We start from the raw sequence: 26,028 nt of genomic DNA on the forward strand, positions 1-26,028 counted from the left end.
GGTCAAGCGCTCAGAACTCATGGAGCGATGAGGCTTGATGGAGCATAGCTCATTGTTACCTATACTCACAATGAACCAGGTCCTGATATTGTTCCCGTATGACCACCCCAGATTCCGACGGCCTGCTCGCGGAGCAGCTGCTGCGGCTCACGCGCCGGGTGCACCGCATCCAGAAGCGCCATCTGGAGCAGCGCGACCTCGGCATCACCCCCGCCCAGTCCCGCCTGCTGCGCACCCTCGCGCACTTCGACGCCCCGCCGCGCATGGCCGACCTCGCCGAGCGCCTCGAAGTGGTGCCACGCGCCGTGACCACGCTGGTCGACGGGCTGGAGGCGAGCGGCAAGGTCCGGCGGGTGCCCGATCCGTCCAACCGGCGGGTGATCCGGATCGAGATCACGGACGACGGCCGCAAGGCGCTGAGCGAGCTGCGGGGCGCGCGGCGGGGGGCGGCGAACGAGATTCTGGCGCCGCTCACGGATGTGGAGCGCGAGGTGTTGCGGGCGTTGCTGGACACGTTGGTGGATGGGGCGCCCGGTGCGCATGAGGGGCTTGATGCCCATGCGGCGCACGAGGGGCATGGGCACGGGCGTTCCTGCTGACCCGCTGACCCGCTCCGAGGTTGCCGCCCGGACCGTGTTCGCGTCACTCCGGCCAGTTCGAGCCCTTGATCTTCTCTACGAAGTCACCGCGCACGAAGCCCGGTACGAAGTGGGCCAGCACGTCCGCCTTGATGTTGCCGAACGTGGTCTCGGGGCGGTCCTTGATGCCCTCGGCGAAGGCGGCGAGGATCCCGTTCTTGAAGTCCGGGCGAGGGTGTGCCGCCACGACGGCCGCGCGCTGCTCGTCGGACACGGCGTCGTAGCCGATGCCCACGACGTCCAGCGACACACCCCGGTTGACCAGGGCGATCTCGGCCGCCATGTGCAGCGGGATCTCCTGCGTGGTGTGCAGGGCGATGCTCGCCCAGACCCGGTCGGCCGGTTCACCGGTGATGCCGTGGGTGTGCAGGAACCGGCGGGCCTCGTCGGCGCCGTCGATCTCGAAGCGCTGGTCGGTGCGGCGGAACTTCTCGGTGAGCCCGAGGTCGTGGAACATCGCGGCCACGTAGAGCAGTTCGGGGTCGTAGCCGAGCCCCTGCTCACGTCCGCGCAGGGCGCCCCACAGGAACACCCGCCGCGAGTGGTCGAACAGCAGCGGCGACGCGGCCTCGCGCACCAGCTCGGTCGCCTCCCGCACGAGGGCTGTGTCCGGGATCTCCACACCTGCGATCACTTCACTCATCGTTCTTGCCTCTCCTGGGTGCCATGGGACGCATGCCGTATGCCTCCAGGATCGTCAGCGGCGTACGCTGGGGCCATGTCCTCACAGCCAGGAAAACCACAGATTCGGACATGGCTTCAGGCGCGGCTCCAGACACGGCTCCAGACGTGGATTCCGGCATGACACACCGGGTCGGATTCCTCGTCTTCGACGGCGTGACCATGCTCGACGTCAGCGGCCCCGCCGAGGTGCTGCACCAGTCGGGCAAGCTCGGCCACCCCTATGAACTGGTCCTGGTCTCACCCCGCGGCGGCACGGTGACCGCCTCGAACGGACTGACACTCACCGGTACGGTGACCGCGGCCGACGCCGGCCCGGTCGACACGGTCATCGTCGCCGGGGGCGACCGACTGGCCCAACAGCCCGCCGAGGAAGAGCTGTTGACCGCGACCCGCATCCTCACCGAGCACGCCGCCAGGGTCACCTCCGTCTGCACGGGCGCCTTCGTCCTCGCCCAACTCGGCCTGCTGGACGGCCGATCGGCCACCACCCACTGGCGGCACGCCGAGACATTGGCCCGCCGCCACCCCCTCGTGCGCGTCGAGCCGGACGCCATCCACGTCCGCGACGGGCACTTCGTCACCTCGGCGGGCATCAGCGCCGGCATCGACCTGGCGCTCGCCCTCGTCGAGGACGACCACGGCGCGGACGTGGCCCGGAACATCGCGCGCGAGTTGGTCGTCTTCATGCAACGCCCGGGCGGGCAGTCCCAGTTCAGCGCCGCGACCGCCACCCCACCACCGCGCACCGATCCGCTACGGTCGCTGATCGCCTCGGTGCTGGCCGACCCGGCCGGCGACCACAGCCTGCCCGCCATGGCGGCGACGCTGGCCGTCAGTCCACGCCACCTGACACGGCTCTTCCGTACCGAACTCGGTACCACGCCCGCCCGTTGGGTCGAACGGGTCCGTCTCGACCGCGCCCAGCATCTCCTCCTCGAAGGGCACAGCGTCACCTCCGCGGCGCACCACAGCGGCCTGGGCACCGACGAGACCCTCCGCCGCGCCTTCGCCCGCCACTTGGACACGACGCCGACGCACTATCGCAGCCGGTTCGCGAGCACGCGCGGGCAGTCGCCGACGCCATGAGTCACTGACGGCACTTCACATCCCCGTCGACCGCATCCCGATCACCAACGCGGCCAGGACGCGCGTCAGTTGGGGCTCGACGTCGACCAGCGCATGCGCCAACTCGGGGCGGGACTCGTAGAGCGTTCGGAGCCTGGTACCGGGCGCGGCCATCTGCAACAGTGCCCCGGCCATGCTCGTCGCCGTGGAGATCAGATCGACGGCCGAGCGCTCGGTGATCGCGAGCACTCGGCACAACTCGGATACCAGCAAGGCCACTTCGCCGAGTACGACCGTCTTGAACTCGTACACCGAGTCGAGCGAGACGTTGCGTTCCAGGTTCAACGGCGCCTGAGCCAGCAGGTCGCAGAAGAACGGCCGCGCGACGAGCGTCCGCGCGATGACGGCCGCGACCGCGTCGGGGGCGGTGGTGTCGCCGGTGAATTCACTCAACCGCGCGCGGAGCACCGCCGACCAGTCCTCCCAGCCTTCGGCGGTCAGCGCCAGAAAGATCTGCTCCCGGGTCTCGAAGTACCGCAGCATCGCGGACTTGTGCATGCCCACGGCGGCGGCGATGTCCGTGAGGGTGACCTCGCGCACACTGCGTTCGGCGCCGAGGGATCTGGCGGCGTCGAGGATCGCCCGCTCGCGCTGCTGCTTGGCCGCCGCACTGCGGGCGCGCTGGGGACTGGGCGTGCTCATGACCCAGAGCATAGCGCAACGCGGTTGCACTAATAACGAAACGGTGTTTTGCTAGAGACATGACTCAGACATGGTTCATCACCGGTTCGTCCCGCGGCTTCGGCCGCAATCTCACCGTCGCGGCCCTGGAGGCCGGCGACCGCGTCGTCGCCACTGCACGCAAGCCGGAGCAGCTGGACGACCTCGTGGAGAAGTACGGCGACCGCGTACTTCCGGTCGCCCTCGACGTCACCGACCGGGCAGCCGCAACGGCAGCCCTACAGGCGGGAGTCGACGGCTTCGGCGGGATCGACGTGGTCGTCAACAACGCCGGGTACGCCAACCTCTCCCCGGTCGAGACGACCCCCGAGGACGACTTCCGCCGACAGTTCGACACGAACTTCTGGGGCGTCTACAACGTCTCGACGGCCGCGATCCCGTTCCTGAGGGCGCGGGGCGCGGGCACGGTCGTACAGTTCTCGTCCATCGGCGGCCGGGTCGGCGGGAACCCCGGACTCGGGTCCTACCAGGCGGCGAAGTTCGCGGTCGACGGCTTCACGCGCGTGCTCGCGGCCGAGACCGCGCCGTTCGGCATCAGGTACCTCGTCGTGGAACCGGGCGGGTTCGCGACCGACTGGGCCGGCTCCTCCATGCAGATCCCGGATGTGGCACCGGAGTACGACGAGACCGTCGGCGCGCTGATCCGCCTCTTCGACGGTCCGGTCGTCGCCGCGGGCGACCCGAAGCGCGCCGGGGAGATCCTGGTCCGCGTCGTCAAGCAGCCGAACCTCCCCTCCCACCTCATCCTGGGCGCCGGCGCCGTGGAGATGGCGCAGAACTACTCACGCGACCAGATCGCCGAGGCGTCCGCGTGGGAGGCGGTGAGCCGCTCGGCCGACTTCGACCAGGAGTACCCGGTCGACCTCGCGTAGCCACAGAAGAACGGGCCGCGACTCCCCCACCGTAGGCACGGATCAGGAGCCGCAGCCCGCCACGACGAACGGACTCACCCTCAACTGGCCTCGGGGGCAGTCTCCTTGACACGCTGCGCGGGGATCTCCGCCTCCGCCTCTGCCTCCGCCTCTTCCTCCGCCTCTTCCCGCACGGGCACGGCTTCTTCTACAGCCTCTTCCACGTCCGTGATCTCGCCGTCGAGGACCCTCTTGGCCTTCTCGATGTCGAGGGCGCCTTCCCAGCGGGAGACCGCGAAGACGGCGACGCAGTTGCCGAGGAGGTTGGTGACGACGCGCATCGAGTCCATGATGCGGTCGACGCCGAGGAGCAGGGCGACCGCGCCGGCCGGGATCGCACCCAGCGAGGAGGCGGTCGCGGACAGGGCGAGGAAAGCCGAACCAGGGATGCCGGCCATGCCCTTGCTGGTGAGCATGAGCACCAGGATCACGGTGATCTGCTGACCGAGGCTGAGGTCGACGCCGACGGCCTGGGCGATGAACAGCGTGCCGATGGAGAGATAGAGGGAGGCGCCGTCGAGGTTGAAGGAGTAGCCGGTGGGCAGCACCAGGCCGACCGCGTCGTCCCGGGCGCCGGCCTTGCGCAGCTTCTGCATCACGCGCGGCATGACGGACTCGGTGGAGGCGGTGCCGAGCGCGAGGAGCATCTCCTCGCGGATGTAGCGGAGGAACTTCCAGAGGCTGAGCCCGGTGACCAGTCGTAGAGCGACGGCCAGCACCACGAGGAAGAGTGCGGCGGCGATGTAGCAGAGGATGATCAGCTTGGCGTAGGTCTTCATGACGCCGAGCCCGTACTGGCCGACGAGGACGGCCATCGCGCCGAACACGGCGAGCGGGGCCAGGCGCATGACGAAGCCGACGATCGCGAAGATGATCTCCTGAGCCTGCTCGATCGCGGGCAGGACCTGCGGCACCTTGGTGTGGCCGAGGTGGAGCAGCGCGGCGCCCACCAGGCAGGCCAGGATGAGCACTTGGAGGAGCGAGTTCTCAGCGAAGGCGCCGATGAAGCTGGTGGGGAGCGAGTTGACGATGAACTCGGTCGTCGAGGGCAGCGCGGCGCCGCCCGTCTTCGCGTCCACCGCCGAGGTGTTGAGCGTGGCCGGGTCGACGTGCATCCCGGAGCCGGGCTGGACGACGTTGGCGAGGACCAGGCCGATGATCAGCGCCGCGGTGCTCGCGACCTCGAACCAGATCAGCGCCTTGAGGCCGATCCGGCTGAAGGCCTTGAGGTCACCGGCCTTGGCGATGCCGACGACGACCACGCAGAACACGAGCGGCGAGATGATCGTCTTGATGAGCCGGGTGAATCCGTCGCCGAGGGGCTGGAGGTCCGTGGCCACGTCGGGCCACAGCTTTCCGACGAGGATGCCGAGGACGAGCGCGCAGGCGACCTGCGCGAAGAGTGAGGTACGCAGTATGCGTGCGACGCGTCGCGGCAGAGGCGGGACGGACGGCGGCACGGGCACTCCTTGAGGGGGGACGGTCGTTCGCGGAAGTCGATGGGGGGCGACTTCTGCGATACGGAAAGCGGCTTCCGAGTGGACACTTTGAAGCCGTTGTTGATCGCCCGGAAAACCTCCGTGTGACGGCCGTGTAAATCACGCATCTGAGTGACGCATCGCACGCGTACCAGGTCAGCAGCCGCTGCGGTCCTCGGTGAGCACCCCCTGCGCGGTCGCCAGCGAGCGGTCGTAGCAGCCGCCCGAGCCGTACAGCCGGTAGCGCTCACTCGACGTCCCGACCGCGTGCCGCTGGTCGCGGGGCACGTTCAGCGTGTAGGTCGCGTCCCCGCTGTAGGTGTCGTCGAGCCGTGACCACCCGGTCCGCCGCCCGTCCCGCGTGTCGACGACCGCCGCCCGGTCGCCCAGCGTGAGAACGGTACGCAGCCGGTCGTCCGTCCCGATCGTCGTCGCGCCGTTCATCGTGTACGTCCGGTGCGTGGCCGTCGTCCGGGCCGGTCCCCGCCCGTCCACGGTCACCGACTCGTCGTCCGTCCAGGTCGCGTCGAGCCCGTCCATGTTCTCGCCGTCGATCCAGCGGTGCACGGAGGTGTTGGCGAGCGTCCGGTCGACGGTGGTCCGCACGCGGCCGTGCGAGGTGTCGACGTACCCGGCCGTGGTCAGCCGATGGCCCGCGTCGGTGTCCACGCGTTCCTCCGAACCGGGCGTGTATGTCGAGGAGTTGGCCAGTTCGCCCGCGTGGTCAAGGGTGAGCTTCCCGGTGACATGGGCGCGCTGCGCGTCCTGCCAGACGAGCACGTTCACCGGCGCGCTCCACCCGCTCTGCCCCTCGGGCACGCCGACGACGGAGACGTCGATGTGGTGCGGGCGGCCGTCGTTGAGCAGTCCGGCGAAGGGGGTCAGGTCGTATTCGATCGGCTTGACGTCGAAGGCGCGCGGGCCGGGAATGACGTACCAGAGGAAGGGGTCGGACCAGCCGCCGGTCCACACGTTCGGGAACGGGGCGGCGATTCCGGCGAGTTGGCCGTCGACCTTGATCTGCACCTCGCGGTAGGGGCCCTTGTCGGCCTGGCAGGAGTACGGCGCCGAGTCGGGTACCGCGAGATACCAGAACTCCTCGCAGCCGCCGCCGGATCCGGTGGCGTAGACCTCGGCGACGATGCGTTCGGTGTTGCGCGGGGTGGTGAGCGTCGAGTCGGCGGCGAGGGTGAGGACGCGGTCGGGGGTCTCTGCCGCCGCGGGTCTGCCCTCGTAGAACGTCAGCGTGGCTTTGACGCCGATGACGCCGGTGTAGGTGTCGTCGACGACGTTGCCGATGAGCATCTCGACGTCCTGCGTGCTGCGGAAGGTGGCGCTGTAGCGCGTGACGTCCTTCTCCACGGACCACTTGATGCCGTCGGGCGAGGGCTCGGGAGTGGAGGTACGGAGGATCTCGACTCCGCCGACGTGCAGATAGCCGAGCCGGTCGTACTGCCGTCCGGCGACCGTCCCGTCCAGTCTCAGGACGACCTTGCTCCAGTGGTCGCCGCAGGCCTTGGGCGGTGTGTAGGTGCCCTTGTACGGGGTGAAGTCGCGGAACTCGGTGTCGGCGAGGGTGACTTGGCAGGACTTCGTCGCGGGCTTGGCGATGGGCGGGGCGGCGGTGAGGGGGTCGTGCCAGTCGGTGCCGAACTCGGCGGGGACGTCGGCGACTTGGGCCTTCGTATCGACCGCCTGGACTTTCGAGTCGGCCAACTGGGCTTTCGCCTCGGCCGCTTGGGCGGGGCTCGCTCCGAGGAGGGTGCTCGCCAGGAGGGTCGCCCCGGCGAGCATGGACATGACTATCCGGCTTCTCATGGGCGGTGTTCTACCCCTTGAGGTCCGCCCTGTCCCCCATCAGCACCACGGGATGCCGGTTCGGGTCGAGCGTGCGCAGCAGGAACTCCATCGCCTCCTTGGACAGGCTCACGCAGGCCGACGTACCGCTGCCGTGGTCCAGGTGCAGCCAGATCCCGCCACCCTTGTCCTCGCCCTCGGGCTGCTCCGCGTCGTCGGGCGGGGTGCCGGGGACGCGGTTGTAGTCGATGGCGATGACGTAGTCGAAGTCGTGCCAGTGCGACTCGTCCCAGTCGCGCGGGGCCTCGTAGGACTCGTCCTGGGAGTACGGAAGTGCCGTGCCCGGGTCGTCGAGGACACCCCCCGCGGCGGTCAGCGTGAACACGCCGACGGGGCTGCGTTTGTCGCCGAGGTGGTGGTCGGTGGTCCAGCCCAGCTTGCCGTTGTGTGCGCGCCAGCTGGCGGTCCGGTGCCAGGTGGAGCCGTTCTTGGTGAACAGGACCGCGGTGGAGTCCGGGGAGTCCTTGCCGTCGCCGTAGACCGTGAGGACCTGGCTCGTGTCGGTGGGGATGGCGCGCTGGAGCCGGTCTCCGACGTCCGGGATGCGGGTCGGGTCCGGGGCGGAGGTGGTGACGGCCGGTCTCGGGTGGGTCGCCTGGGCGCCGGCTCTCCCTTCCGTGCCGCCGGGGTGTCCGGTGTGCGCGCTGCCGCACGCGGACAGGGTCGTCATCGTCAGGAGGGAACCGAGAGCCGCCATCGCGACCGTCGCACGTCGTGTGCCGCCACTCTGCATCGGGCCATGGTCACATCGCATTCGGCGGCATTGCGTGAGGTCACGGACATCTCGCCCCTGATGGGTGAACGCCGGATCTGACCCCCGGCGGGGAAAACCGCTTGCTTCCGACCACGCTGCGACGCGAACCTTTCACGGTTTGTTGCCGCGTTCCGCTCGCGGTCCGTCGCCGCGCTCCGCGGTTCCCTCCTCCCCCTTCCCGCCTGAACAAGAGCCACTGGGACGTCATGCAGATTCAAGACCTTCCGTATCCCGACCCGGGTGTGCCGGACGCGCGCTCGGGGCCCCGATTCCTGTGGTGGCTCGGCCGGAATCAGCTCGGTGGCCAGCTGAAATCCCTGGCCTGGGGGCTGCTGCACTTCGTGTCCGTCTCCGCGCTGCCGTTCTGTGTGGGCTTCGCCGTGCAGGCCGTGGTCGACCGCTCCGGGAGCCGACTGGCCCAGACCGGCGGGCTGATGGTGCTGTGCGGGGCGGGCATCGCCGTGGGCGACACCTTCCTGCACCGGGCCGCCGTCACCAACTGGATCACGGCCGCCGCCCGCGTCCAGCAACTGCTGGCCCGGCAGGCGGCGCACCTCGGCTCGGCGCTGACCCGGCGGGTCGCGGCCGGTGAGGTCGTGGCCGTGTCGACGGGTGACGTCGAGAAGATCGGCTGGTTCGTGGAGGCGCTGTCCCGCTTCCTGGCCGCCGCGCTGACGATCGTCATCGTGTGCGTCGGGCTGTTCGTGTACGAGCCCGCGCTCGGTGTCGTCGTCGCCGTGGGCGTGCCCGTGCTGGCGGTCTCCGTGCTGCCGCTGCTGCCCCGCGCCACCCGGCGCGCCGACGTGCAGCGCGAGAAGGCGGGCCGCGCCACCGAACTCGCCTCCGACACCGTCGCCGGACTGCGGGTGCTGCGCGGCATCGGCGGCGAGGAACTGTTCCTCGACCGCTACCGCCGCGCCTCCCAGGAGGTCCGCCACGCGGCCGTGCGCAGTGCCCGGATGTGGGCGGTCATCTCCGCGATCCAGGTGCTGATGCCGGGTCTGCTGCTGATCGCGATCGTCTGGTACGGCGTGCAGCTGGCCCGCCAGGGCCGGATCACCGTCGGCGAACTGGTCACCGTCTACAGCGCGGTGATGATCCTGTCCTACCCGCTGCGGCACTTCGAGGAGATCGCCATGGCGTACTCCTTCTCCCGACCCTCGGCCAGACGCGCCGCGCGCGTGCTGTCCCTGGAGCGGGTCACCGACACCGTGGGGACGCGCGCGGCCGAGGTGCCCGCCGGGGATCTGTACGACCCGGACACCGGGCTGCTCGCGCCCTCGGGCCTGCTCACCGCCGTGGTGTGCGGCGACCCGGACGCGGCGGGGCGGCTGGCGGAACGGCTCGGCGGACACCCCGCCGAGGCGGGCACCTCCGTGCTCCTGGACGGCGTACCGCTCGACGAACTCCCCCTCGACTCGGCGCGCACCGCCGTCCTCGTCCAGGACAAGGACCCGGTGCTGTTGTCCGGTTCGCTGCGCGAGCTGCTCGACGTGCCCGCCTCGGGTGCGGTCGGCGCGGAGGAAGCGCTGGCCGCCGCGCAGTGCGGGGACGTGCTGGTGGCGCTCGCGCAGGGCTCGCTCGACACCGAGGACCCGATGGACGCCCGGATCACCGAACGCGGGCGCTCCCTCTCCGGCGGCCAGCGCCAACGGCTCGCCCTGGCACGGTCGTTGATCACGGACCCGGAGGTCCTCGTCCTGGACGAGCCGACCTCCGCCGTCGACTCCCACACCGAGGCCCGGATCGCCGACGGCGTACGGGAGTTGAGGACCGGCCGGACCACCGTGGTGTTCACCTCCTCGCCCCTGCTCCTGGACCACGCGGACCGGGTCGTGCTGGTGCACGAGGGCGCGGTCGTGGCGGTCGGCGCCCACCGCGAACTTCTCCGGAGCGAGCCGCGGTACCGGGCTGTGGTGACGCGGGAGACCGAGGAGGAGTCCGCGTCGCGGGTGGCGCGGGATGGTGAACAGGCCTCCCTGCGGGGCGAGTTGAACCAGGCCGAGGCTCCGCTCCGAGGTGCCTTGGACGACGACGATGCCCTGAACGACGAAACCGCTCTGCGGAGCGCACTGGAAGAAATCGAGGAGAGCGCATGATCGGCGTGGCGCCCCCGGCCTACGACCCGGCGGCCCCGACCACGGCCAACACCCTGCCGGTCGGCGCCCCCGCGACCGTACGGGCCTACGTGTCCGAACTGTTCCACCGGCATCGCCGGGCCTTCCTCGTCCTCGTCACCGTGAACACGGTCGCCGTGATCGCCTCGATGGTCGGCCCCTATCTGCTCGGCGACCTCGTCGAGCGGGTGTCGGACGGGGCGCGGGAACTCCATCTCGGCCTGACCATCGAGGTGTTCGTCGTCGCGCTCGCCGTCCAGGCCCTGTTCATCCGGCAGGTGCGCCTGCGGGGCGCGATGCTCGGCGAGCGGATGCTGGCCGACCTGCGCGAGGACTTCCTCGTCCGGTCGGTCGGGCTGCCGCCGGGCGTCCTGGAACGGGCGGGCACCGGCGACCTCCTGTCCCGCATCACCACCGACATCGACCGGCTCGCCAACGCGATGCGGGAGGCCGTACCGCAACTGGCGATCGGTGTGGTGTGGGTGGTGCTGCTGCTCGGCGGTCTCGTCGTCACCGTGCCGCCGCTGGCGCCCGCCGTGCTGATCGCGGTGCCGGTGCTGGTGATCGGCTGCCGCTGGTACTTCAAGCGCGCACCGGCCGGCTACCGCTCCGAGGCCGCCGGATACGCCGCCGTGGCCGCGGCCCTCGCCGAGACCGTGGACGCCGGCCGGACCGTCGAGTCCCACCGCCTCGGCGACCGGCGGATCGCCCTCTCCGAACGCCGCGTCAAGGAGTGGACCGCCTGGGAGAACTACACGCTCTGGCTGCGGTCGGTGCTCTTCCCGGTCATCAGCGTCACCCATGTCACGGTGCTCTGCTCGGTCCTGATGCTCGGCGGGGTGTTCGTCCTGCAGGGCTGGATCGAGGTGGGCGAACTGACGACGGGCGCCCTCATCGCACAGATGCTCGTCGACCCGGTCAACCTGATCCTGCGCTGGTACGACGAGCTCCAGGTCGCCCAGGTCTCGCTGGCCCGGCTGGTCGGCGTCCGGGACATCGAGCCCGACGCCGGGGACGCCACGCTGTCCCCCGAGGGCCGGGACGTGCACGCGGACCGGGTGCACTTCGGCTACCGCGAGGGCGTCGACGTGCTCCGCAAGGTCTCCCTGGAGGTCGCGCCCGGCACCCGGCTGGCCCTGGTCGGCCCCTCGGGCGCGGGCAAGTCCACCCTGGGCAGGCTGCTCGCCGGCATCTACGCGCCCCGGGACGGCCGGATCACCCTCGGCGGCGCCGAACTCTCCCGGATGACCGCGGAACACGTCCGCTCCCACGTGGCCCTCGTCAACCAGGAGCACCACGTCTTCGTGGGCTCCCTGCGCGACAACCTCCTGCTCGCCCGGACCGACGCGGGGGACGCCGAGCTGTGGGCGGCGCTGGGTGCGGTCGACGCGGACGGATGGGCGCGGGCTCTGGACGACGGCCTCGACACCGAGGTCGGCTCGGGCGGGCTCGCGCTGACCCCGGCCCAGGCCCAGCAGATCGCGCTGGCCCGGCTGGTGCTGGCCGACCCGCACACGCTGGTCCTGGACGAGGCGACCTCGCTCCTCGACCCGCGGGCGGCCCGGCACCTCGAGCGGTCCCTGGCCCGCGTCCTCGACGGCCGCACGGTCGTCGCGATCGCCCATCGTCTGCACACCGCCCATGACGCGGATGTCATCGCCGTCGTCGAGGACGGGCGGATCAGCGAGCTGGGCAGCCATGACGAGTTGGTGGCTGCGGAGGGGGCGTACGCGGCGTTGTGGCGGTCCTGGCACGGGTAGCTCCGCTGGTCGAGCGGGGACTGGGGTGCGGGTCGGTGGGAGCTGGTCGGTGAGGGAGGTGACTGAACTGCGGTCCTTTGAGTACCTGCGGGCCGGTGGGGGCTGGTCGCGCAGTTCCCCGCGCCCCTTCCGGGACGCCTTGTCGCGCCGGAACCGAATGCGTGCTGGGGCGGGTGAGAAGGGATGTGGCCGGGGATGTGCACGCCCCGGCCGGGCCCGTGCCGTTGCGCGGTGGGGAAAAGGGGTGGAAGGCTGGGGAGCGGCACCGGTTCGGGGAGTGCCCGGGGACCATGTGGTTCGTGCCGGGCGCCGAGTGTGCCCCGCACAGCGGCGACCCGCCGCCGACCGCGGTGAGAACGGGCCGGTCCCCACCACCTGGAGGTACCCGTGAACAGCGCCGACGGATGGGGAGACGACGTCTACCAGCCCGACGGATCCGAGGTGCAGGACGACGCGGGTCTGCTCGACGCGGAGGACACCCTGGTGGCCGACGGCGTCGAGGACCCCCTCGACCGCGGCTGGTCCCCGCCTGAGCGCCCCTGGGCGGTGGAACGCGACGACGTGACGGCCGCCGGGCGCGAGCACGGCGAGACCCTCGACCAGCGCCTCGCCGAGGAGATCCCGGATCTCACCGCGTCCGACGGTGACGGCATCGGCGACTCCGAGGACACCGACGGCGAGCTCCTCGACATCGAGGTCGGCGACACCCGCTCGGGCCGGCTCGTGGCACCCGACGAAGGAGCGCACGAGGACGAGGAGAGCGGCCTGATCGCCACGGACGTGGGCATCGACGGTGCCGCCGCCTCCGCCGAGGAGGCCGCGATGCACATCGTCGACGAGGACGAGGACTCCCTCTACGGCTGACCTCGCCGCCCCTTCGCCGTCAACCGCACCACCGTCGCAGGAGGAGCAGTCATGCAGCAGGACAAACAGCCCGACTACCACCCCGTGGTCTTCCGCGACCGCGCCGCCGGATACGCCTTCCTGACCCGGTCCACCGCGACCAGCGACCGGACCATCGAGTGGGACGACGGCGAGACCTACCCGGTCGTGGACGTGGAGATCTCCTCGGAGAGCCACCCCTTCTACACCGGCAAGGCGCGGACGGTGGACACGGAGGGCCGCATCGCCCAGTTCGAGCGGCGCTACGGCGGCGGTGCGGGCGAGGGTTCCGGCGGGGCGTGAGCCACCGTCCGCGTCGGCGCCGCCGCCGGAACTGACGCCGCGCCTCAGATCACGTTGAGTGCCGCCGCGCAGCCCACTCCCCCGAGCAGTATGAACACCGGCATCAGCACCTTGAGCTCGATCCAGCTGCCCGCGCGGAACCGCATCACCTTCGGCGGCCCGATCGGGTACCAGCGCTTGCGGCCCAACGGGATCGGCCACAGGATCGGGCAGCCAGAGACGGTCAGCGCGTCCCCGATGTCGTGCACCAGCGCGCCCAGCACGACCGGCAGCCCCAGCCACAGGTACTGGTGCTGATCCGTGAACAGCCAGTCCGAACCGTTGCCCGGCTTGTCCAGCACGCCGGCGAGGATCCACGCGCTGGTCGCCGCCAGCAGCCACACCAGGATGTCGCTGCTGGAGCCGCGGGCCGCCCGCCACAGCAGACCTTCGATGGCCAGCACCATGTGCACGAACAGGATCGCCAGCACTCCCCAGCGACCGCCCAGGATCGCCACGCCCGCACTCCCCGCCCCGATCAGGACCGCCCACAGCCAGGTGTGGGTGAGCGTGCGGTGCCCGCCGGAGCGACGCGGGTCGCCCTGCTTCCTGGTCCCCTTGTAGACGGCGTACGAGAGCTTGTCGACGACCTCGCACACGGTCCGGGAGACGGGGCCGAAGGCCCGGGAGATGGTCGCCGCCTTGTGATCGAGGTCCGGGGCGAGCGCGGCGCCGGCACAGATCAGGGCACCGACCAGGATCACCGGCCAGGGCATCGGATGCCCAGCCGCGGCAGTCGCCGCTCCGACGCCGAGCCAGGCCGCCGCTCCCGACAGTGAGTGTGCTGGTCCCATCATGGCCGTTCCCCGCCCCATTCCTCTTACGCCGCCGGTCAGTTGCTCGGGCGCCCTGACACTCTGTCGGCGACACAGCGTAGCGGTAGCGATCTTCGTCTCCGCAGCCGATTCCCCCATCGGCCACGGCGCCAGGCAAGATGGGGTCGTGACCCTCATCGACCAGTTGCCGCCGACCGCAGATCCCGACGCCCTCTACGAAGCCTTCGAGTCGTGGGCCCGGGAGCGCGGTCTCACGCTCTACCCCCATCAGGAGGAGGCGCTGATCGAGGTGGTCTCCGGTGCGAACGTGATCGTGTCGACGCCCACCGGCTCCGGCAAGAGCATGATCGCCGCCGGTGCGCACTTCGCGGCGCTGGCCCGGGACGAGGTCACCTTCTACACCGCCCCGATCAAGGCGCTGGTCTCGGAGAAGTTCTTCGAGCTGTGCAAGATGTTCGGCACCGAGAACGTCGGCATGCTGACCGGCGACGCGTCCGTCAACTCCGACGCCCCGATCATCTGCTGCACCGCGGAGGTGCTCGCGTCGATCGCGCTGCGGGACGGCAAGCACGCGGACGTCGGCCAGGTCGTCATGGACGAGTTCCACTTCTACGCGGAGGCGGACCGCGGCTGGGCCTGGCAGATCCCGATCCTGGAGCTGCCGCAGGCGCAGTTCATCCTGATGTCGGCCACGCTCGGCGACGTCGCGATGTTCGAGAAGGACCTCACCCGCCGCACCGGGCGCCCCACTTCGGTGGTCCGCTCGGCGGTCCGGCCGGTACCGCTGTCCTACGAGTACAAGCTGACCCCGCTCACCGAGACGCTGACCGAACTGCTGGAGACCCGGCAGGCGCCGGTCTACATCGTGCACTTCACCCAGGCGCAGGCCGTGGAGCGGGCGCAGGCGCTGATGAGCATCAACATGAGCTCGCGCGAGGAGAAGGACCAGATCGCCGAGCTGATCGGCAACTTCCGCTTCACCACCAAGTTCGGCCGCAACCTGTCCCGTTACGTGCGGCACGGCATCGGTGTGCACCACGCCGGCATGCTGCCCAAGTACCGGCGCCTGGTGGAGAAGCTCGCGCAGGCGGGTCTGCTGAAGGTCATCTGCGGCACGGACACGCTCGGGGTGGGTGTCAACGTGCCCATCCGCACCGTGCTGTTCACGGCGCTGGCCAAGTACGACGGGATCCGGGTGCGCACGCTGCGTGCCCGTGAGTTCCACCAGATCGCGGGCCGCGCCGGACGCGCAGGCTTCGACACGGCGGGTCTCGTGGTCGCGCAGGCCCCCGAGCACGTCGTCGAGAACGAGAAGGCGCTCGCCAAGGCGGGCGACGACCCGAAGAAGCGCCGGAAGGTCGTCCGCAAGAAGGCGCCCGAGGGCTTCGTCGGCTGGTCGGAGGGCACCTTCGAGAAGCTCATCACCTCCGAGCCGGAGCCGCTCACGTCCCGCTTCCGGGTCACGCACACGATGCTGCTGTCGGTGATCGCCCGCCCCGGCAACGCCTTCGACGCGATGCGGCACCTCCTGGAGGACAACCACGAGCCGCGCAAGCAGCAGTTGCGGCACATCCGGCGCGCGATCGCCATCTACCGCTCGCTCCTGGACGGCGGCATCGTCGAGAAGCTCGACACCCCGGACGCCGAGGGCCGCATCGTGCGCCTCACCGTCGACCTGCAGCAGGACTTCGCCCTCAACCAGCCGCTGTCGACCTTCGCGCTCGCCGCGTTCGAGCTGCTGGACCCCGAATCGCCGTCGTACGCGCTGGACATGGTGTCCGTGGTCGAGTCCACGCTGGACGACCCGCGGCAGATCCTCGCCGCGCAGCAGAACAAGGCGCGCGGTGAAGCCGTTGCCGCGATGAAGGCGGACGGCGTCGAGTACGAGGACCGCATGGAGCGCCTCCAGGACGTCAGCTACCCCAAGCCGCTGGAGGAGTTGCTCTTCCACGCGTACAACACGTACCGCAAGAGCCACCCGTGGGTCGGCGACCACCCGCTGTCCCCGAAGTCCGTGATCCGTGACATGTACGAACGGGCCATGTCCTTCACGGAGTTGACCTCGTACTACGAGCTGGCCCGCACCGAGGGCATCGTGCTGCGCTACCTCGCCGGCGCCTTCAAGGCCCTCGACCACACCGTCCCGGACGACCTCAAGTCCGAGGACCTGGAGGATCTGATCGCCTGGCTCGGCGAGATGGTGCGCCAGGTCGACTCCAGCCTGCTGGACGAGTGGGAGCAGTTGGCGAACCCGGCGGAGATGACCGCCGAGGAGGCCCAGGAGAAGGCTGACCAGGTCAAGCCGGTGACCGCGAATGCGCGTGCCTTCCGTGTCCTGGTGCGCAACGCGATGTTCCGCCGCGTCGAACTCGCCGCCCTCGACCATGTCGACGAACTGGGCGAGCTGGACGCCGAGGCGGGCTGGGACGCGGACGCCTGGGGCGAGGCGATGGACAAGTACTGGGACGAGTACGAGGACCTCGGCACCGGCCCCGACGCCCGCGGGCCCAAGCTCCTGCTCATCGAGGAGGAGCCCCAGCACAACCTGTGGCGCGTTCGGCAGATTTTCGCCGACCCGAACGGCGATCATGACTGGGGCATCAGCGCGGAGATCGACCTCGCGGCCTCCGACACGGAGGGCCGTGCGGTCGTCCGTGTCACCGACGTCGGCCAGCTGTGAGCACAGGAGAATCCCACCCATGACGAACCCGGCAGAGCGGCTCGTCGACCTGCTCGACCTGGAGCAGATCGAGGTCAACATCTTCCGTGGCCGCAGCCCGCACGAGTCCCTCCAGCGGGTCTTCGGCGGCCAGGTCGCGGGCCAGGCGCTGGTCGCCGCGGGGCGCACCACGGAGGGCGACCGGCCGGTGCACTCGCTGCACGCGTACTTCCTGCGCCCGGGCCGACCGGGCGTGCCGATCGTGTACCAGGTCGAGCGGGTGCGGGACGGGCGGTCGTTCACCACCCGCCGGGTCACCGGCGTACAGCAGGGCCGCACGATCTTCAATCTCACCGCCTCCTTCCACAAGCCTGAGCAAGGTCCGTTCGAGCACCAGCTGCCGCCTCGCGAGGTCCCGGACCCGGAGTCCCTGCCGACGGTGTCGGAGGAGGTCCGGGCCCATCTGGGCGTGCTGCCCGAGCAGTTGGAGCGGATGGCACGCCGTCAGCCCTTCGACATCCGGTACGCGGACGGGCTGCGCTGGAGCGCCGAGGAGATCAAGGACGCCGAGCCGCGCAGCGCGGTGTGGATGCGCGCGGTCGGGCCGCTCGGCGACGATCCGCTGGTGCACACCTGCGCGCTCACGTACGCCAGCGACATGACGCTCCTGGACGCCGTCCGCATCCCCGTCGAACCCCTGTGGGGACCGCGGAACTTCGACATGGCGTCGCTGGACCACGCCATGTGGTTCCACCGGCCGTTCCGCGCGGACGAGTGGTTCCTGTACGACCAGGAGTCCCCGATCGCGACGGGCGGCCGCGGTCTGGCCCGCGGGCGCATCTACGACCTGGAGGGACGCCTGCTCGTCTCGGTCGTCCAGGAAGGGCTGTTCAGAGCGCTGTGACTGGTGGACGTGCCGCGCCGCAGCTCACGCGCTTCTGCGGCGCAGCCAGCCCAGCATGCGGCGTGATCGCTCGGGTTCCGGCGCCGGCTCCCGCTCCGGCGGGTGCTCGCTCAGGGACGACGATGGTCCGACGGGTCCGGCGATCGCCGGCGATCCGGCCGGTTCGACGGTCGGTCGTGGTGCAGTCGGTTCGGCGATCGGTCGCGGCGCGGCGCGTCCGACGGCTGGCTGCGGCGCGGTCGGTTCGGCTGTCGGTCGTGGTGCGGGGCGGTGGCCGCGTGCCTCGTCCAGCACCTGGGCCAGATCCGCCCGCAGCCAGCTGATCTCGTCCGGGTCCTGCGCCGTCATGATCCGATCGGCGAGGTGGGCGGCGGGCGAGCCCGGAGCCCCGTGGGCGGGCGGGTCGGGCCGGAAGTGGTTCAAGTAGGCGCGCTCGTAGGGGTCCTGGACGATCTCCGCGACCTGGACGGGATCGAGCAGCGAGGCGAGGGCTCCGGCGCGCTCCCACGGGCCGTCGGCCTGGCGGAGCAGGAACCCGAGATGCCGTCCGCGCCAGTTCCGGGGCCGTAGGTCCAGGCCCTCTTGCAGCTGGTCCCGCATTCCCTCGGGTGTACGGCCGTTCAGCAGGGCGGTGTGGTTCTTGTCGGCCGCGAACTGCCGTAGTTCTTCGGCGAGATAGAGCCAGACCACGGCCCGGTAGCGGTTCAGATAAAACTTCACCGGCACCACCAGTCCCAGCCGGGCGAGGCGGGTGAACCTGGCAGGGGTGACCTCCATGAGGGCCGCGCCGTCCGTGGTGCCCACGGTCCTGACGGTTTGCAGGAGTGTTTCGGGGAATCCGTCCACCGAGCGCAGTCGGTCGATCTCGGTGTGGGCGACGCGTCGGCCGCCACCGCCTTCGTCGGGCGCGGTGCGGATGCGTCCGAGATGTACGGCGAGGTCGAACTCGCCTCGCTTGAGCCCGAGTTCCCGTGCCGCCCGACCGGGCGTGCACGAAAGGTCGGACGGTTGGGTGATGGTGTTTCCTGCCATGGTCGATCTCCCCCGCGGAGTCCAATGCTCACGCTGTGTGCATTTGCGATGAACAAACCGTAACCGGATCGGCAGATCTCGTGGCAGGCCTGTGGATAACTCTGCGGAGGCCGGTGAAGTTGCAGGTCAGAGCTCTGTGACCGGGGTCCGCTCGGGCTGTCGGGCGTCCACGCCGAGGTGTTCGCCGACGCGGTTGACGAGGAGGGTCATCTCGTAGGCGATCTGGCCGATGTCCGCGTCCGCGCCGCTGAGGACGCACAGACAGCTGCCGCTCCCCGCGGCGGTGACGAACAGGACGGCGTCGTCGAACTCGATCATCGTCTGTCGCACGCCGCCCGCGCCGAAGTGGCGTCCCGAGCCCTTGGCCAGGCTGTGCAGTCCGGACGAGACGGCGGCGAGGTGTTCGGCGTCCTCGCGGCGCAGGCCCGTGCTCGCGCCCGTCACCAGTCCGTCGTTGGACAGGACCAGGGCGTGGCGTACGTGCTCGACGCGCTCGGTCAGATCGTCCAGCAGCCAGCTCAGTCCCTGGTTCTGTGCCATGTTCCGGCCTCCCCGTGTCGCCTCTCCCCCTGGCCGGAGGATCTCCCGTCAGCCTTCCCCACCTCCGTCGCCCGGGCAAGGAGGATAGGGGCATGGCACAGAAGATGACCGACGAGGAATGGCGGGCCTTCGTCTCGCTCGGCACGCGCACCGGCAAGCTGTCGACCGTACGCGCCGATGGGAGCCCTCATGTGGCACCGATCTGGTTCCTGCTGGACGGGGACGATGTGGTGTTCAACACCGCGAAGGAAACGGTAAAAGGGCGCAATCTTGCCCGTGACGGGCGAGTCGCCCTGTGTGTGGACGACGATCGGCCGCCGTTCGGCTTCGTGGTGCTGCAGGGACGCGCCGAGTTGTCGGAGGAGCCAGGTGAACTCCGGTACTGGGCCGCCCGGATCGGGGCCCGGTACATGGGCGAGGAGCGCGCCGAGGAGTTCGGTGCCCGCAACGGGGTCCCGGGCGAACTCCTCGTCCGCGTCACGGTCGAGAAGGTGCTGGCGCAGAAGGGCATTTCGGAGTGAGATGCGCCCGTCAGCCCACCGAGTCGAGCATGCGGGCGGTGTGCATCCGCCCTGCGTACTCGACGAGCCGGATCAGCACCTCCTTCCCCGAGTCGCGGTCGCGGGCATCGCAGAGAACCACGGGCGTCCCCTGGTCGAGGTCCAGCGCGCGGGAGACGTCGCGGGCGCCGTAACTGCGGGCGCCCGTGAAGCAGTTGACGGCCACCACGAACGGGATGTGCCGGTGCTCGAAGTAGTCGACCGCGGGGAAGCAGTCCTCGAGTCGCCGGGTGTCCGCGAGGACCACGGCCCCCAGGGCGCCCTGCGACAGTTCGTCCCACAGGAACCAGAAGCGATCCTGGCCCGGTGTGCCGAACAGGTAGAGGGAGAGGCCGGACCTGATGGTGATGCGGCCGAAGTCCATGGCGACGGTCGTCGTGACCTTCTGGTCCACGCCGTCGGTGTCGTCCACCAACTGACCGGCCTCGCTGAGCAGTTCCTCGGTGCGCAGCGGCCTGATCTCGCTGACCGCGCCCACCATGGTGGTCTTGCCCACGCCGAATCCGCCGGCGACCAGGATCTTCAACGCCAGGGCGGTCGTCTCGCCGTCCTCGGCGTCGGAGTGCTCGGAGACCATCGATCACTTCTCTCGGGAGTGCCGGAAACGCACGACGTCCGTGGATACGCATCCTGGCAAGTGCGGCCTCACCCTGGGCGGTTGGACCGCTATTTGCCCGATGTGACCGCCTCGCACTCGTTCGGTGAGCGAAAGGGTGCGCAAGTCGGCGTCGTACGCGTTCGAGTGGTTCTGAAGTTTCGTCACAGTGCCCGTAGTCCCTCGATCACCTCGCGCAGAATCCGTTCGTCGGGCAGCTGCGCGGGCGGCACCGGACGGCTGACGGTGACGCAGCCGAGCTCCAGGAGGTCGCCCAGAAGTACCCGGACGACCCCCAGGGGGAGGTCTGCTCCGGCGGCGAGTTCGGCGACGGACTGTGTTTCGGGGCGGCACAGGTCGATCAGCGCCCGGTGTTCCGGTCCGAGCCCGGTGTCGTCGGCGAAGCCGGGCGCGCCTTTGTCCAGCGTGACGAGCGCGATCAGGTCGAAACGCACCCCCGTAGGGCCTGATTTGGTACGTCCGCCCGTCATCGCGTAAGGGCGGACCAGAGGCCCGGCTTCCTGGTCGTACCACTGGCTGCCCGGCTCGCGCTGGGCGCCGGTCATGTCTTCGGTCATCGGAGCGGCTCGCCCTCTCGCCTCATCCGGCTGCGGGCGGCCGCGCACCGACGCGCGGCGGCGTGTAGAGGTGCTCGCCGACGCGCTTGACCAGCCGCGCCATCTCGTACGCCACCAGGCCTATGTCGGCCGTGACGGCAGTGAGGACGGCGAGGCAGGAACCGTCCCCGGCCGCGGCCACGAACAGGAATCCGTCGTCCATCTCCACCATGGTCTGCCGTACTCCGCCGGCTCCGAAGTGCCGCCCCGCGCCCTTGGCGAGGCTGTGGAATCCGGAGGCGACCGCGGCGAGGTGTTCGGCGTCCTCGCGCTTGAGGTCGGTCGACGCACCGACTGCCAGGCCGTCGTTGGAGAGCACCACGACATGCCGTACTTCGCTCACGCGCAGCACCAAGTCGTCCAGCAGCCAGTCGAGTTCGCCGGACCGCTGGGCGGCCCTCATGCTCGGGTCCTGGATCACGCGGGGTCTCCTTCGCTGCTGTCGCTGCCCGTTGCGGGGCCTGGGGTGGCACCGCGGCCCGGTTGTCTGCCGCCGCCGCGCGTCCAGCCTTCGCGGTAGGCCGCCATCCGGTCCCGTACGACCTCCGGGGTGCGGTGCTCGTCGCGCGGGACGGCCGGCGCCTGTTCCCGTTCCGCGGTGGGCTGTTCGCGGAGCTGGGGGGCCAGGTGTGCCTGGCGTACGCGACGGGGAAGGTCGTCGTTCTCGTCGGTCCCTTCGGTGTCCTCGGGGGGACGGTGCAGTCGCAAGGTGGTGACTCCGGGGGGCGGGGTGTCGTTCGCCGACTCCGCGGCGGCCCGTGCGGAGACCGCCAGGGCGGGCCGGTCGGCCGAGGCCGGGACGGACTCCTGGTGCTGGGGTGCGGTGGGTACGCGCGCGTACTCGCGTTCCACGGCCCGCTCCCCGTCCTCGACCGCCGCGCGCGGAGCACGCTCCGCCGCACCGCCGTGCAGCAGCGCCGTCGGCAACAGGACGACCGCAGTCGTACCGCCGTAGGGCGAGGTCCGCAGGTGGACCTTGATGCCGTGGCGGGCGGCGAGCCTGCTCACCACGAAGAGGCCGAGGCGGTCGCTGTCGAAGGGGTCGAGGGCCTCGGACTGTTCGATGCGGCGGTTGGCGTCGCCCAGGGACTCCGTGCCCATGCCGAGGCCGCGGTCCTCGACCTCTACGGCGTAGCCGTTGCCGACGGGTTCGCCGGTGACCCGCACGCGTGTGTGCGGTGGCGAGAACTGGGCCGCGTTCTCCACGATCTCGGCGAGCAGGTGTGTGAGGTCGGCGACGGCCGCGCCGACGACGGACGCCTCGGGGAGTTGGCGTACCTCCACGCGCGCGTAGTCCTCGACCTCGGAGACGGCCGCGCGGACGACGTTGGTCAAGGAGACCGGCATGCGCCAGGCCCGGCCGGGTGCCGCTCCGGAGAGGATGATCAGGCTCTCGGCGTGCCGTCGCATACGGGTGGTGAGGTGGTCGAGGCGGAAGAGGTCGCTCAGTTCGTTCGGGTCCTCGGAGCGGCGCTCCATGCTGTCCAGCAGGCTGAGTTGACGGTGCACCAGGACCTGGCTGCGGCGGGCGAGGTTGACGAAGACCCCGGAGATGCCGCTGGCGAGTTCGGCGCGTTCGACGGCGGCCCGCAGAGCCGCGCGGTGCACGGTGCTCAGGGCCTCGACGACCTGTCCGACCTCGTCCTCCGCCGGCGACCCGGGCGGGGCTTCCGCCCTGATGTCGATCTCCTCCCCCGCGCGCAGTCTCCGCATGGCTTCGGGGAGTTTGTGGCGGGCGATCCCGAGGGCGTCGTTGCGCAGGCTCACGAGTTCGACGACGAGTCCGCGTCCGATGCGCACCGAGATGACGAGCGACGCGATGACGGCGGCGAGTCCGAGCAGGACCGCGGCACCGGCGGAGGTGAGCAGCCCGCGGGTGAACGGATCGGCGCGGTCGGCGACCCCGCTGCCCGCGTCCGACTCGATGGTGCGCATGCCGTCCTGCACGCGTGCGTGCGCGTTGTTCCAGGTGGAATCCGGAGCCGCGGCGATCGCCCTGGTGGCCGAGTTGGTGGCGAGGACCTTGTCCTCGACCGTGCCGACCGCGGCGTAGTCGCTGGTGTCGGCGAGGTGCTGCCAGGCGGCGCGTTCGGAGCCGCGCAGGTCCTCGACGGCGGAGTCGGTGAGGGTGCGTCGGGTGTCGACGGCGCCGGTGAACAGCTTCAGCCGCTCCCCGTCGAGCCTGCCGTCGAGACGGGCGACGGCCAGAATGACGTCCTCCTGGGACAGCGATTCCCCGGCCCGGGAGAACTCGAGGAGCACGCGCGCGTCGGATCCCAGGTCGGCGTCCTGGATCCCGGTGAGCGCCCCGCCCACGGAGAAGGCCGTCGCGATGGTCTTCGTGTACTGCCCGTAGGTCTCGTCCCATCCCGCGCGGTGGCTGAGCACATCGGCGCGCAGCGAGCGCAGTTGCTCGGCTCCGGTGACGAAGGTCTTCAGGCGGCGGGCGACTCCGGCGGGCAGTTCCTCGCCGTCGGCAACGGTGTTGTGGTCGCCGAGCCGCAACCGGGCGACTGCCCGGTCCGTGCTCGCCGCGAGCTTCTTCAGGTCTCCGCTCTGCTCGGCCTCGGGGTCGGTCGCGTAACGCACGGCGGCCGACCGCTCGGCCTGCAGTGCCGCGACGGCGTCCGCTACGGGGCTGCGCACCGCGGAGTCCACGCGCTGCAACTGCCGTAGCCGGGAGACGTCCTGAGCGGTGCTGACAGTGGCGTACGCCCACAGGGCGAGCAGGGAGACGACCGGCACCATCAGAAGGCAGACGATCTTGGCTCGTACGGTGCGCGGACGCATCCGCCACCGTCCCGCGCGCGGGGGTATGTCCTCCGACGGGGCGTCCAGGGGCTCGTCGAAGAGTTCGTCGGCGGGTGGTCCGGCGTGCGCGCGACGACCGCGCACGGGCGGCGTCTCGACGCCGGCTCTCGGGGTCCTACGGGGGGTACGCATGGCCTCCTCGCTCGGAAGTGGTTCTCAAGGGCGTGCTGCGCGGGCGGGGCTAGCGGGCGACGCTCTCGACCGGCCGCTGGGCAGAGGCGGTGGCCTCGCGTTCCCCCGTGGTCGGAGACAGCGCGACGAATGCCGAGGTCAGGAACAGGTAGGACCCGAGACCCACGGCGAGGGGGAAGATGAACTGCATCGCCGTGGCGCCGGGCAGGACCGCTCCGGAGGGCGTGACGTGCACGCGGACCGCGAACATGCCGGTGTAGTGCATGCTGCTGACGGCCGCTCCCATGACGAGTGAGGCCGCGGTGACGGCTACGGGCGACTTGATGTTGAGGGCCGCCCACAGGGCCGCGGTCGCCGCGACGACGGCGATGAGCACGGAGAGCCCGACGAGCATCGGGTCGTAGCTCACGTCACCGTGCAAGCGCATCGCCGCCATGCCCAGGTAGTGCATGCTCGCGACGCCCAGGCCGGTGGTGAGGCCGCCGAGGAAGAGCGCACGGCTCCGGTCGCGGCCGTAGCCGACCGCGAAGACGCCCGCGCAGACGACGACCATGGCGACGAGGAGGCTGAGCATGGTCAGTGGTACGTCGTAGCGGATGTCGGTGCCGGTGACGCCGAAGCCGAGCATGGCCACGAAGTGCATGGTCCAGATGCCGGTGCCGAGCGCGGAGGCCGCGGTGATGAGCCAGTTGCGGCGCGACCGGCCGGTGGCGCCGAGCGCGCGAACGGTGCAGCGCAACCCGAGCGCGGAGCCCATGCAGGCCATCACGTATGACAGCACGGGGGTCAGCCAGCCGAAGGTGGCGTGGTCCAGGTGTCCCATGACCAGGGGACGCTAGTAGGGGCACGGGTGCACAAAGGGGGCGCATTTCGAAAAGTGTTGCAATCTGACGCGGAGAGGTGCCTGAACGACCGCGTCACGCTCGAACGTGTGCACCGAAGCGCCATCCGTGTCGGTGAGGGATCATGCGGAACATGAGCGACGACCACACACACGTCCAGGAGTTCTTCGGTGCGCGCGCCGCGGACTGGGACAGCCGTTTCCCGGACGACGGCCCCGCCTATGCCGCCGCGGTCGCCGAACTCGGGCTGCGTGCGGGAGACCGGGTGCTCGACGCGGGCTGCGGGACGGGACGCGCGCTGCCGCCGCTCCGTGCGGCCGTGGGGCGCTCCGGAGTGGTGGTCGGGGCCGACCTGACCCCGGCCATGCTGGAGGCCGCCGTACGGGCCGGACGCGGCCGTGAGGGGCAGTTGCTGCTCGCCGACGTGGCCGCGTTGCCGCTGCGGCCGGAATCGCTCGACGCCGTGTTCGCGGCGGGCCTGATCGCTCATCTACCCCAACCCGGGGAGAATCTGCGGGAGTTGGCGCGTGTGGTGCGCCCTGGCGGCACGCTGGCCCTGTTCCATCCGATCGGCCGGGCGGCGCTGGCGGCCCGTCAGGGGCGGCAGATCACGCCGGACGACCTGCGCGCGGAGCCCAATCTCCGTCCGCTGCTGGCCGGTTCGGGGTGGCGCATGACGTCGTACGCGGACGAGGACACCCGCTTCCTGGCACTGGCCGCACGCGAGAGCTGAGCCCGCGCGCGGGTCATGCGCCCCCTCGGGGTCTGACCCGCTTCCACGCGGGGCGTCCGATGCGCTTCACCGCACCGTCCCCTTTCTGTCACCGCACCTCCAACTCTACGTTGGGTAGCAGTAGATGAACGGTCAGCGACGACGGAGAACCACGCAGGGGAAGGTGGTCAGCATGTTCGACAGGCCCCGCAAGACCTTCGCCAGATTTCTCACCGCCACGCGCACGGAGCCGGGCAGCGGCCCGCAGCGGCGCCCGCACAACCTCTTCGAGGCAGCGGCCGTCTATGTCTCGGCCCGTGCGGAGGACGACCAGGATCGGATCGACGAGGCCGCGGGCTGGGTGTCGCCGGAGGCGCTGTCCTTCGGGGTGAGCGAGCTGGCCTGCCGGGCCGTCGTCGCGCTCGCCAGGGAGCGTGACGAGTCGCCAAGGACGGTGGCTCGGGCGCTTCTTGGGCTCCCTGCGGCCTGACAGTTCGGTTGCTGGAGGTCATTTCGCCCTGTCCAGCCGGAAAACTGCAGCTCCGGGTGTACTTGGGAGTCGTGACAAGCGGCTTCCGCGCACACTAGGGTGCGCGCGGTTGGACGAATAATGGGGAGG

The 26,028-nt window shown here is 70.4% G+C and carries 25 protein-coding genes; 12 read left to right on the top strand and 13 right to left on the bottom strand.

The genetic code is table 11. The features are described from left to right. The first annotated feature begins 98 nt into the window (after positions 1–98). Positions 99–599 (top strand): MarR family transcriptional regulator, encoded by a 501-nt coding sequence (locus R2B38_RS02900; protein WP_318014800.1) that lies wholly within the window; start codon positions 99–101, stop codon positions 597–599. A 43-nt stretch (positions 600–642) separates the two neighbouring features. Here the strand turns inward: R2B38_RS02900 and R2B38_RS02905 are convergent, their stop codons facing one another. After that, positions 643–1,281, bottom strand: a complete 639-nt coding sequence (locus tag R2B38_RS02905) for an HD domain-containing protein (protein ID WP_318014801.1) — start codon at positions 1,279–1,281, stop codon at positions 643–645. Positions 1,282–1,439: 158 nt separating this feature from the next. On the opposite strand from R2B38_RS02905, the gene R2B38_RS02910 reads away from it, so the two are divergent. After that, a complete protein-coding gene (locus tag R2B38_RS02910) occupies positions 1,440–2,408 on the top strand; it encodes a GlxA family transcriptional regulator (protein WP_318014802.1) in 969 nt (322 codons plus the stop codon). A 15-nt stretch (positions 2,409–2,423) separates the two neighbouring features. On the opposite strand, the gene R2B38_RS02915 is transcribed toward R2B38_RS02910, so the two are convergent. Continuing rightward, positions 2,424–3,089, bottom strand: a complete 666-nt coding sequence (locus R2B38_RS02915) for a TetR family transcriptional regulator (RefSeq protein ID WP_318014803.1) — start codon at positions 3,087–3,089, stop codon at positions 2,424–2,426. A gap of 59 nt (positions 3,090–3,148) precedes the next feature. Here R2B38_RS02915 and R2B38_RS02920 point away from each other — a divergent pair, with 59 nt between their 5' ends. Further along, positions 3,149–4,000, top strand: a complete 852-nt coding sequence (locus R2B38_RS02920; RefSeq protein WP_318014804.1) for an SDR family NAD(P)-dependent oxidoreductase — start codon at positions 3,149–3,151, stop codon at positions 3,998–4,000. 80 nt (positions 4,001–4,080) lie between these two features. Here the strand turns inward: R2B38_RS02920 and R2B38_RS02925 are convergent, their stop codons facing one another. The 3 genes from R2B38_RS02925 to R2B38_RS02935 form a co-directional block, all read right to left on the bottom strand. After that, positions 4,081–5,499 carry a cation:dicarboxylate symporter family transporter gene (locus R2B38_RS02925; protein WP_318014805.1) on the bottom strand — a complete coding sequence of 473 codons (1,419 nt, stop codon included), beginning with the start codon at positions 5,497–5,499 and terminating at the stop codon, positions 4,081–4,083. Between the two features lie 174 nt (positions 5,500–5,673). Next, positions 5,674–7,335: a peptide-N4-asparagine amidase gene (locus R2B38_RS02930; protein WP_318014806.1), complete on the bottom strand. Its 1,662-nt coding sequence runs from the start codon at positions 7,333–7,335 to the stop codon at positions 5,674–5,676. Between the two features lie 10 nt (positions 7,336–7,345). Then, entirely contained in the window at positions 7,346–8,107 is a 762-nt protein-coding gene (locus R2B38_RS02935) for a L,D-transpeptidase family protein (RefSeq protein WP_318014807.1), read from the bottom strand. 227 nt (positions 8,108–8,334) lie between these two features. On the opposite strand from R2B38_RS02935, the gene R2B38_RS02940 reads away from it, so the two are divergent. The 4 genes from R2B38_RS02940 to R2B38_RS02955 all read left to right on the top strand — a co-directional run bounded on the left by R2B38_RS02940 (position 8,335) and on the right by R2B38_RS02955 (position 13,190). Next, positions 8,335–10,227 (top strand): ABC transporter ATP-binding protein, encoded by a 1,893-nt coding sequence (locus tag R2B38_RS02940; RefSeq protein WP_318014808.1) that lies wholly within the window; start codon positions 8,335–8,337, stop codon positions 10,225–10,227. Further along, positions 10,224–12,005 (top strand): ABC transporter ATP-binding protein, encoded by a 1,782-nt coding sequence (locus R2B38_RS02945; protein WP_318014809.1) that lies wholly within the window; start codon positions 10,224–10,226, stop codon positions 12,003–12,005. Before R2B38_RS02940 ends, R2B38_RS02945 begins: the two co-directional genes overlap by 4 nt. Positions 12,006–12,392: 387 nt before the next feature. Further along, positions 12,393–12,869, top strand: a complete 477-nt coding sequence (locus tag R2B38_RS02950; protein WP_318014810.1) for a DUF5709 domain-containing protein — start codon at positions 12,393–12,395, stop codon at positions 12,867–12,869. A 51-nt stretch (positions 12,870–12,920) separates the two neighbouring features. After that, positions 12,921–13,190 (top strand): type B 50S ribosomal protein L31, encoded by a 270-nt coding sequence (locus R2B38_RS02955; RefSeq protein WP_318014811.1) that lies wholly within the window; start codon positions 12,921–12,923, stop codon positions 13,188–13,190. Positions 13,191–13,234: 44 nt separating this feature from the next. Here the strand turns inward: R2B38_RS02955 and R2B38_RS02960 are convergent, their stop codons facing one another. Next, positions 13,235–14,026 carry a metal-dependent hydrolase gene (locus tag R2B38_RS02960; protein ID WP_033278306.1) on the bottom strand — a complete coding sequence of 264 codons (792 nt, stop codon included), beginning with the start codon at positions 14,024–14,026 and terminating at the stop codon, positions 13,235–13,237. Positions 14,027–14,171: 145 nt separating this feature from the next. On the opposite strand from R2B38_RS02960, the gene R2B38_RS02965 reads away from it, so the two are divergent. Both R2B38_RS02965 and R2B38_RS02970 read left to right on the top strand, forming a co-directional pair. Further along, the gene (locus R2B38_RS02965; RefSeq protein ID WP_318014812.1) at positions 14,172–16,685 is read left to right on the top strand and encodes a DEAD/DEAH box helicase; all 2,514 of its coding nucleotides are present in this window, start codon (positions 14,172–14,174) and stop codon (positions 16,683–16,685) included. A gap of 19 nt (positions 16,686–16,704) precedes the next feature. Beyond that, positions 16,705–17,568 (top strand): acyl-CoA thioesterase, encoded by an 864-nt coding sequence (locus tag R2B38_RS02970; protein ID WP_033278304.1) that lies wholly within the window; start codon positions 16,705–16,707, stop codon positions 17,566–17,568. 24 nt (positions 17,569–17,592) lie between these two features. Here the strand turns inward: R2B38_RS02970 and R2B38_RS02975 are convergent, their stop codons facing one another. Then, on the bottom strand, positions 17,593–18,600 hold the full coding sequence (locus R2B38_RS02975) for a DUF6397 family protein (protein ID WP_318014813.1): 1,008 nt from the start codon (positions 18,598–18,600) through the stop codon (positions 17,593–17,595). Positions 18,601–18,726: 126 nt separating this feature from the next. Next, the gene (locus tag R2B38_RS02980; protein ID WP_318014814.1) at positions 18,727–19,140 is read right to left on the bottom strand and encodes a roadblock/LC7 domain-containing protein; all 414 of its coding nucleotides are present in this window, start codon (positions 19,138–19,140) and stop codon (positions 18,727–18,729) included. Between the two features lie 92 nt (positions 19,141–19,232). Here R2B38_RS02980 and R2B38_RS02985 point away from each other — a divergent pair, with 92 nt between their 5' ends. Beyond that, positions 19,233–19,661, top strand: a complete 429-nt coding sequence (locus R2B38_RS02985) for a PPOX class F420-dependent oxidoreductase (protein WP_318014815.1) — start codon at positions 19,233–19,235, stop codon at positions 19,659–19,661. 10 nt (positions 19,662–19,671) lie between these two features. On the opposite strand, the gene R2B38_RS02990 is transcribed toward R2B38_RS02985, so the two are convergent. From R2B38_RS02990 to R2B38_RS03010, 5 genes are all read right to left on the bottom strand, one after another. Continuing rightward, on the bottom strand, positions 19,672–20,277 hold the full coding sequence (locus R2B38_RS02990; RefSeq protein ID WP_019062682.1) for a GTP-binding protein: 606 nt from the start codon (positions 20,275–20,277) through the stop codon (positions 19,672–19,674). Positions 20,278–20,459: 182 nt separating this feature from the next. Then, positions 20,460–20,873: a DUF742 domain-containing protein gene (locus tag R2B38_RS02995; RefSeq protein ID WP_318014816.1), complete on the bottom strand. Its 414-nt coding sequence runs from the start codon at positions 20,871–20,873 to the stop codon at positions 20,460–20,462. 22 nt (positions 20,874–20,895) lie between these two features. Further along, positions 20,896–21,333 (bottom strand): roadblock/LC7 domain-containing protein, encoded by a 438-nt coding sequence (locus R2B38_RS03000; RefSeq protein ID WP_019062684.1) that lies wholly within the window; start codon positions 21,331–21,333, stop codon positions 20,896–20,898. Continuing rightward, a complete protein-coding gene (locus R2B38_RS03005; RefSeq protein WP_318014817.1) occupies positions 21,330–23,855 on the bottom strand; it encodes a nitrate- and nitrite sensing domain-containing protein in 2,526 nt (841 codons plus the stop codon). The genes R2B38_RS03000 and R2B38_RS03005 overlap by 4 nt, the downstream gene beginning before the upstream one ends. A 49-nt stretch (positions 23,856–23,904) precedes the next feature. Beyond that, on the bottom strand, positions 23,905–24,678 hold the full coding sequence (locus R2B38_RS03010; RefSeq protein WP_318014818.1) for an MHYT domain-containing protein: 774 nt from the start codon (positions 24,676–24,678) through the stop codon (positions 23,905–23,907). A 152-nt stretch (positions 24,679–24,830) separates the two neighbouring features. Between R2B38_RS03010 and R2B38_RS03015 the strand changes: the two genes are divergently transcribed. After that, on the top strand, positions 24,831–25,430 hold the full coding sequence (locus R2B38_RS03015; protein ID WP_318014819.1) for a class I SAM-dependent methyltransferase: 600 nt from the start codon (positions 24,831–24,833) through the stop codon (positions 25,428–25,430). A gap of 172 nt (positions 25,431–25,602) precedes the next feature. Continuing rightward, entirely contained in the window at positions 25,603–25,899 is a 297-nt protein-coding gene (locus R2B38_RS03020; RefSeq protein ID WP_318014820.1) for a hypothetical protein, read from the top strand. The last annotated feature ends 129 nt before the right edge of the window (positions 25,900–26,028 follow it).

This window comes from Streptomyces sp. N50 (assembly GCF_033335955.1).
GTDB lineage: Bacteria > Actinomycetota > Actinomycetes > Streptomycetales > Streptomycetaceae > Streptomyces.

Bases quoted from the DNA above. Each gene is read 5' to 3' on its own strand.
- R2B38_RS02900 (WP_318014800.1), top strand. From the start codon at position 99: ATGACCACCCCAGATTCCGACGGCCTGCTCGCGGAGCAGCTGCTGCGG.
- R2B38_RS03015 (WP_318014819.1), top strand. From the start codon at position 24,831: ATGAGCGACGACCACACACACGTCCAGGAGTTCTTCGGTGCGCGCGCC.
- R2B38_RS02980 (WP_318014814.1), bottom strand. From the start codon at position 19,140: ATGGCACAGAACCAGGGACTGAGCTGGCTGCTGGACGATCTGACCGAG.
- R2B38_RS02945 (WP_318014809.1), top strand. From the start codon at position 10,224: ATGATCGGCGTGGCGCCCCCGGCCTACGACCCGGCGGCCCCGACCACG.
- R2B38_RS02975 (WP_318014813.1), bottom strand. From the start codon at position 18,600: ATGGCAGGAAACACCATCACCCAACCGTCCGACCTTTCGTGCACGCCC.
- R2B38_RS02935 (WP_318014807.1), bottom strand. From the start codon at position 8,107: ATGCAGAGTGGCGGCACACGACGTGCGACGGTCGCGATGGCGGCTCTC.
- R2B38_RS03010 (WP_318014818.1), bottom strand. From the start codon at position 24,678: ATGGGACACCTGGACCACGCCACCTTCGGCTGGCTGACCCCCGTGCTG.
- R2B38_RS02960 (WP_033278306.1), bottom strand. From the start codon at position 14,026: ATGATGGGACCAGCACACTCACTGTCGGGAGCGGCGGCCTGGCTCGGC.
- R2B38_RS02915 (WP_318014803.1), bottom strand. From the start codon at position 3,089: ATGAGCACGCCCAGTCCCCAGCGCGCCCGCAGTGCGGCGGCCAAGCAG.
- R2B38_RS02995 (WP_318014816.1), bottom strand. From the start codon at position 20,873: ATGACCGAAGACATGACCGGCGCCCAGCGCGAGCCGGGCAGCCAGTGG.
- R2B38_RS02990 (WP_019062682.1), bottom strand. From the start codon at position 20,277: ATGGTCTCCGAGCACTCCGACGCCGAGGACGGCGAGACGACCGCCCTG.
- R2B38_RS02985 (WP_318014815.1), top strand. From the start codon at position 19,233: ATGGCACAGAAGATGACCGACGAGGAATGGCGGGCCTTCGTCTCGCTC.
- R2B38_RS02930 (WP_318014806.1), bottom strand. From the start codon at position 7,335: ATGAGAAGCCGGATAGTCATGTCCATGCTCGCCGGGGCGACCCTCCTG.
- R2B38_RS02940 (WP_318014808.1), top strand. From the start codon at position 8,335: ATGCAGATTCAAGACCTTCCGTATCCCGACCCGGGTGTGCCGGACGCG.
- R2B38_RS03005 (WP_318014817.1), bottom strand. From the start codon at position 23,855: ATGCGTACCCCCCGTAGGACCCCGAGAGCCGGCGTCGAGACGCCGCCC.
- R2B38_RS02970 (WP_033278304.1), top strand. From the start codon at position 16,705: ATGACGAACCCGGCAGAGCGGCTCGTCGACCTGCTCGACCTGGAGCAG.
- R2B38_RS02905 (WP_318014801.1), bottom strand. From the start codon at position 1,281: ATGAGTGAAGTGATCGCAGGTGTGGAGATCCCGGACACAGCCCTCGTG.
- R2B38_RS03020 (WP_318014820.1), top strand. From the start codon at position 25,603: ATGTTCGACAGGCCCCGCAAGACCTTCGCCAGATTTCTCACCGCCACG.
- R2B38_RS02920 (WP_318014804.1), top strand. From the start codon at position 3,149: ATGACTCAGACATGGTTCATCACCGGTTCGTCCCGCGGCTTCGGCCGC.
- R2B38_RS02955 (WP_318014811.1), top strand. From the start codon at position 12,921: ATGCAGCAGGACAAACAGCCCGACTACCACCCCGTGGTCTTCCGCGAC.
- R2B38_RS02910 (WP_318014802.1), top strand. From the start codon at position 1,440: ATGACACACCGGGTCGGATTCCTCGTCTTCGACGGCGTGACCATGCTC.